Source organism: Mesorhizobium sp. M7A.F.Ca.CA.001.08.2.1, from assembly GCF_003998455.1.
GTDB classification, from domain to species: domain Bacteria; phylum Pseudomonadota; class Alphaproteobacteria; order Rhizobiales; family Rhizobiaceae; genus Mesorhizobium; species Mesorhizobium ciceri.
The window spans coordinates 1-5,885 of record NZ_RZPW01000382.1; the positions used below are offsets into that span (position 1 = coordinate 1).

The 5,885-nt window shown below is 64.0% G+C and carries 7 protein-coding genes; 5 read left to right on the plus strand and 2 right to left on the minus strand.

Going from position 1 to position 5,885, the window contains the following annotated elements:
• The 5 genes from EN914_RS21300 to EN914_RS21320 all read left to right on the plus strand — a co-directional run.
• The coding region (locus tag EN914_RS21300; RefSeq protein ID WP_281034663.1) for an NAD(P)-dependent oxidoreductase at positions 1-636 on the plus strand (636 nt) is incomplete at its 5' end.
• A gap of 255 nt (positions 637-891) precedes the next feature.
• Positions 892-1,923 (plus strand): 2-aminoethylphosphonate ABC transporter substrate-binding protein, encoded by a 1,032-nt coding sequence (locus EN914_RS21305; RefSeq protein ID WP_013533035.1) that lies wholly within the window; start codon positions 892-894, stop codon positions 1,921-1,923.
• 29 nt (positions 1,924-1,952) lie between these two features.
• Positions 1,953-3,098, plus strand: coding sequence for an ABC transporter ATP-binding protein (locus tag EN914_RS21310; RefSeq protein WP_024502486.1), 1,146 nt, complete (start codon positions 1,953-1,955; stop codon positions 3,096-3,098).
• Entirely contained in the window at positions 3,091-3,948 is an 858-nt protein-coding gene (locus EN914_RS21315) for a 2-aminoethylphosphonate ABC transporter permease subunit (protein WP_024502487.1), read from the plus strand. Before EN914_RS21310 ends, EN914_RS21315 begins: the two co-directional genes overlap by 8 nt.
• Positions 3,949-3,951: 3 nt before the next feature.
• Positions 3,952-4,749: an ABC transporter permease subunit gene (locus EN914_RS21320; protein WP_024502488.1), complete on the plus strand. Its 798-nt coding sequence runs from the start codon at positions 3,952-3,954 to the stop codon at positions 4,747-4,749.
• Between the two features lie 14 nt (positions 4,750-4,763).
• On the opposite strand, the gene EN914_RS21325 is transcribed toward EN914_RS21320, so the two are convergent.
• On the minus strand, positions 4,764-5,219 hold the full coding sequence (locus EN914_RS21325) for a MaoC/PaaZ C-terminal domain-containing protein (RefSeq protein ID WP_024502489.1): 456 nt from the start codon (positions 5,217-5,219) through the stop codon (positions 4,764-4,766).
• On the minus strand, positions 5,216-5,885 hold a 670-nt coding region (locus EN914_RS21330), incomplete at its 5' end, for a Gfo/Idh/MocA family oxidoreductase (RefSeq protein WP_164778832.1). The genes EN914_RS21325 and EN914_RS21330, both read right to left, overlap by 4 nt.

Genomic DNA, 5,885 nt, shown 5'->3' on the forward strand with positions numbered 1-5,885 from the left:
CGTGATGGTTGGATCTGGCCCGAGCAACGCTGGCTGGGGCGCGACATGTCCGGCGCCACGCTTGGGCTCGTCGGCTGCGGCAAGATCGGCCGCAGCATGGCGCGCATGGCAGGCCAAGGATTTCACGCGCGCGTTCTCGGCTTCGATCCCGGTGTCGATGTCGCAACCATGCGCACCGCCGGCATCGAGAAGGTAGAAGACCTCCACGTCATGCTGCGCGCCTGCGATTTCGTTTCCCTCCACTGCGTGCTGAACGACAGGACGCGCGGCTTGATTGGTGAAGCCGAGCTCGCTTGCCTGAAGCCTTCCGCTATCATCGTCAATGTCTCGCGCGGCGCGCTGATCGACGAGGCCGCCCTTGTCGAGGCGATCATCTCGGGGCGCATCGGCGGCGCCGGGCTCGACGTCTATTCGGTCGAGCCGCTGGCCAAATCGGGCCATCCGATGAGCGCGCTGTTCGGCCGCGACAACGTCATCCTGTTTCCGCATCTCACCTTCTTCACGCAGGGGGCCATGCGCCGGCTCGAAGACGACACGCTCGCGCGCTGCTTCGAAATTCTCGAAGGCCGGCCGGTTACCGTTCGTTCGTTCGACCCGCGGCTGCGGGCGCAGACATCTGGGGTTTCATTCGGCTGACCATCACCATCTCTGCCGCCAATCGCGGGCCTTCCGCGAGGCCGGAATCGAAGCCAGGCCAGCGTTGCGACAGTTCCATGACAACTATCAGGTAAAATTTGCCTCTCATAAAATAAATAGATTTTACTTATCGATCGTCAGTCCCCAAAGTCGGCACAACGACGAGATCGAACGGTGCCGCATAAGGCTCCGGCCTACAGGCGAGATCGTCACAGTGCATCGCAGAATGTGCCATCAATCACAGGGGAACTGAGCATGAAATCGCAAAAGGCAACCATAGCTATGGCCTTCGCCGCGTCGCTGTTGGCGTCGTCGGCTCTTGTCGGACCGGCACTCGCCGACGGCGTCGTCACCATCTATTCCGCCGACGGCCTGCATGACGGCAATGGCAGCTGGTTCGAGACCGAATTCGCCGCCTTCACCAAGGCCACCGGCATCACCGTGCAGTATATCGAGGCAGGTTCCGGCGGCGTCGTCGAGCGTGTCGCCAAGGAAAAATCGAATCCGCAGGCCGACGTGCTGGTGACCTTGCCGCCCTTCGTGCAGCGGGCCGCGGCTGACGGCCTGCTGCAGGACTACAAGCCGGAAGCCGCCGACCAGATCGATGGCGGCACAGACAAGTACCGGCCGCTGGTCAACAACTATATGAACTTCATCTACAACAGTGCCGTCCTGCCTGAAGCGCCAAAGGCCTACAACGACCTGCTCGACCCGAAGTTCAAGGGCAAGATCCAGTATTCTACCCCCGGCCAGGCCGGTGACGGCACCGCCGTCATGCTGCAGATCATCCACGCCTTCGGCAGCGAGGATGCCGGCTTCGAGTTCATGAAGAAGCTGCAGGACAACAATGTCGGCCCCTCCGCTTCGACCGGCAAGCTGACCGCGCTGGTCAACAAGGGTGAGCTGCATGTCGCCAATGGCGATCTGCAGATGAACATGTCGCAGATGGCCGACAATCCCAATATCAAGGTGTTCTGGCCGGCTGGACCTGACGGTGTGCGCTCCACCTTCGCGCTGCCCTATGAAATCGGCCTGGTCACCGGCGCACCCAACGCAGACAACGGCAAGAAACTGATCGACTTCCTGCTCTCCAAGGAAGCCCAGTCGAGCATCAGTTCCGTTGCGCTCGGCATGCCGGCTCGCAAGGACGTCAAGCCGGATGACGCCAACTTCGCCAAGGCGCAGGAGGCGATGAAAGGCGTGACCATCTGGTCGCCGAACTGGGACGACGCGCTGAGCAAGCTGCCCGATTATGTCAAGCGCTGGAACGAAGCGACCGGAAGTTGATCCGCAAGGGAAACCCGGAGGACCACGCCATGTCGGCCGCAGCCTTTACTGGTACCAGTGTCATGGACATCGACGCCGCGAAGGTTCGCGGCGCCGGCTCCAATGTCCATTTCGACAAGGTCAGCGTTGCCTATGGCGCGCATGTCGTCCTGCATCCGCTGACCCTGGATATCGCACCTGGCGAGATCCTGGCGATGATCGGCCCATCCGGATCCGGCAAGACGACGGCCTTGCGCGCCGTGGCGGGCTTCGTGCGACCCGCCAGCGGGCGGATCCGCATCGGCGCCACCGATGTGACCGATCTGCCGCCCTACGAGCGCGGCCTCGGCATGGTGGTGCAGAACTACGCGCTGTTTCCGCATATGCGGGTCGAGGACAACGTTGCCTTCGGCCTCAGAGCACAGGGCGCCGACAAGGCGCTGATCGGCGAGCGGATCAAGGATGCGCTGGGCACTGTCGGCATGTCGGCCTATGCCCGGCGCTATCCGCGCGAGCTTTCGGGCGGCCAGCAGCAGCGCGTGGCGATTGCGCGTGCCTTGGCCGTGCGGCCGCGCGTGCTCCTGCTCGACGAGCCGCTCTCGGCGCTCGACGCCCAGATCCGCCGCAACATGGTCGAGGAGATTGCGCGGCTGCACCGCAGCCTGCCCGGCCTGACGATCCTCTATGTCACCCACGACCAGACCGAGGCGCTGACGCTTGCCGACAAAATCGCCATCATGCGCGACGGCAGGGTCTGTTCGCATGGACCGACGACCGAACTCTACCGCCGCCCGCCAAACCGTTTTACGGCCGAGTTCCTCGGCCGCGCCAATCTTCTTCCGGTAACGGTTGCCGAGGCCGTCGGGTCGAAGGGATTTGCCACGGCAAGGCATGGTGACGCGCTGCTGACCGGCGCCGGCCGCAACGAGAAGGCCGGCGACAAGAGCCTGCTCTGTATCAGGCCGCAGCATCTCAGCCTGACCGCCGACAGCGACCATACCAACCGCATCGTGGGCACGCTCCAGGAAGTGCACTGGCAGGGCGAACTGACCCATCTCGTGCTCGACGTCGACGGCACGCCGGTGCGTGTCTCGGCGACCAGGCTGCCGATCGCCTTGCCCGAACCCGGCGCCAAGGTGCCGCTGTTCTTCGCGCCCGCCGACACCTCGCTTCTCCCGGAAGACGCCGGTGTCTGAGGCCGTCACACTTCGCGCGCCGGCGTTTCGGAGGGAACCCGGCAAGCTCTGGATAGTGCCACCGGCGGCCCTGCTGGCGCTGCTGTTCTTCTATCCGTTGGCACTGATTGCCCGCCAGGCCTTCCTCGACGACAGCGGCGTCGCCAATGTCGCCGAAGTCATCCGGGTGCTGCATTCGCGCTTCTTCCTCAACGCGCTGATCAACACCGTGTCGATCTCGGTCGCGGCGACGGCCGGATGTCTGGTCGTCGGCCTCGTGCTGGCGCTGATTCTGGCCTTCGTGCCGTTCCCCGGCAGCGGCTTCATCGCCCGGCTGATCGATACCTTCATCGCGCTGCCGACATTCCTGGTGACGCTTGCCTTCACCTTCCTCTATGGCTCCGCCGGCATGCTCAATGCCGGGCTGATGGAGACCTTTTCGCTGCCGCTGCCGCCCGTCGATTTCCTCTATTCCGCGTGGGGTGTGATCCTGGCCGAGGTCACTGTCTACACACCCTTCATCCTGCGGCCGCTGCTCGCCGCCTTTTCGCTGGTCGACCGTGGCCAGATCGAAGCGGCGAGCGTGCTCGGCGCGCGGCCGTTTCGCATCGTTCGCCAGGTGGTCCTGCCGGCGGCAATCCCGGCACTCATCGCCGGCGGCAGCCTGTGCCTGCTGTTGACCGTCAACGAATTCGGCATCGTGCTGTTCATCGGCGCCAAGGGCGTCATCACCCTGCCGCTGCTGATCTACGGCAAGGCGATCCAGGAATCGGCCTATCAGGTCGCCTGTATCATCGCCGTCGTCAACATCGCGCTGTCGCTCGGCCTGTTCGGCCTCTACCGTTTCGCCGCCGGCCGGTTGGGAGCCTAGCCCATGCTGGTCTGGTCACGCTCCGGTCGTCTTGTCCTGTGGGTGCTCTTCGCACTGATCTTCGGCGTGCTGTTCCTGGCGCCGCTCGCGGTCATCCTCCTGTCCAGCCTCGCCGACCAGTGGAACGGCGTGCTGCCCAACGGCGTGACGACGGAGCACTACACCGATGTCATTTCCGGTGCCGCCGGCAGAGCGGTCAAGGCCAGCCTGGTCACCGGCTTCCTGGCCAGCGCGCTGGCGCTGGTCAGCGGCACCTGGGCGGCCCTGTCGCTGCGCCTCCAGGGCCATGCCTTGCGGCGGCTGCTCGGCCTTTTGTTCTTCATCCCAAGCGCGGTCCCTTCGGTGTCTGTCGGCCTTGGCCTGCTGGTTGCCTTCAGCCATCCGCCGCTGCTGCTCAACGGCACGATCGCGATCGTCATGATCGCACATTTCGTGCTGATCTCGGCTTTCACCTTCGGCAATGTCTCGGCTGGACTGGCGCGGCTTTCGCCCGACTTCGAGCAGGTGGCATCGAGCCTCGGCGCTCGCCCGGCCTACCGGCTTTGGCACGTCACACTGCCCTTGCTCGCACCCTATCTGGTCGCCGCCTTCGGTCTCAGTTTCGCGCTGTCGATGGGGGAACTCGGCGCCACCGTCATGGTCTACCCGCCGGGTTGGGTGACGCTGCCGGTCTCGATCTTCAGCCTTACCGATCGCGGCGACATCTTTGCCGGCGCGGCACTGACAATGATCCTGGTCGTGGCGACGCTGGTTCTCTTGCTCGGGCTGGAGCGCATTACCAAGCGCGCTACCGGCTCGTAGGACTTTCCCGAGTCTCAGCCCTGCGCCGGCCTGCGTTCGACGATGTAGATGTGGTCTGCCGCCAGCACCACGTCGCCGCGCTGGTTGATCACCTCGCACCGCTCGATCACCCGTCCTGAACCCGGCCGCTTGGGATCGTCTTCCTTGACCGCGATGGTGGTGCGCGTGCGGATTGTGTCGCCGATGAACACCGGCTTGACGAAGCGCAGCCGGTCGTAGCCGTAGGAAAAGGCGACAGGGTTGACGACGCTCGCGGTCAGCCCGATGCCGACCGAGAACACCAGCGTGCCATGCGCGATGCGCTGGCCGAATGGCGTCGTCTTCATGTACTCGGCGTCCATATGGTGCGGAAAGAAATCGCCAGTGTGGCCGGCATGGACGATGAAGTCGGTCTCGGTGATGGTGCGGCCGCTTGTTAGGCGCGACGCGCCAATCTCGTAATCCTCGAAATATTGGATCTGTTCCATCAGGGTCTTTCCGCGATCGGTGTCGCCGGTGCCGCGCTCGACTGGTAGGCGGCCTCGACCAGTGCCATCGTGTTCCAGGCATCTTCGACGGGGCTTATCAGCGTATCATCTTCTCCGGCCGCAAAGCGCTGGACATTGGCCATGCGGCCGACGAAGGCATCGGGAAACCACTCGCCGGCCAAGGGCACGGCGATCCAGCCCGTTCCGCCCTTCGGATAGATCTCCAATACATCCGGTTCGCCTGTGGGATAATCGAGGTTGAGACCCAGCTTGAGATAGGCGGCACCCTCTGTGCCGCAGATGCGGAACTCGCAGGCCTGATGCCGGCGACCGAATTTGTGGTCGTGGTTGATCGACAGCGCGCAACGCACGGTGTCGCCATAGTCGAGAATGGCGCTGGTGCGCGTCTGCGCCACTTTATGGTTGGGATGGCCGAGCGTCTTGGCGTGCACGCCTCTGGGGTCGTCGAGCAACTGCCGGATCAGGTCGAGATAGTGGATCGAATGCATGGCGATCTCGACGCGCGGCGCCTTGAGCAGGAATTCCCAAAGCTCCCATGGTGTCGCCAGCGCCAGCCAGGCGTCGAAGTCGACGATCTCGCCGAGCCAGCCCTTGCCGATGGCATCCTTCAGCGCCAGCATCATTCGCGCGAACCGCAATTGGAAGTTC

Coding starts and splice junctions, on each gene's coding strand:
- EN914_RS21305 (WP_013533035.1), top strand. CDS start 892: ATGAAATCGCAAAAGGCAACCATAGCTATGGCCTTCGCCGCGTCGCTG.
- EN914_RS21310 (WP_024502486.1), top strand. CDS start 1,953: ATGTCGGCCGCAGCCTTTACTGGTACCAGTGTCATGGACATCGACGCC.
- EN914_RS21320 (WP_024502488.1), top strand. CDS start 3,952: ATGCTGGTCTGGTCACGCTCCGGTCGTCTTGTCCTGTGGGTGCTCTTC.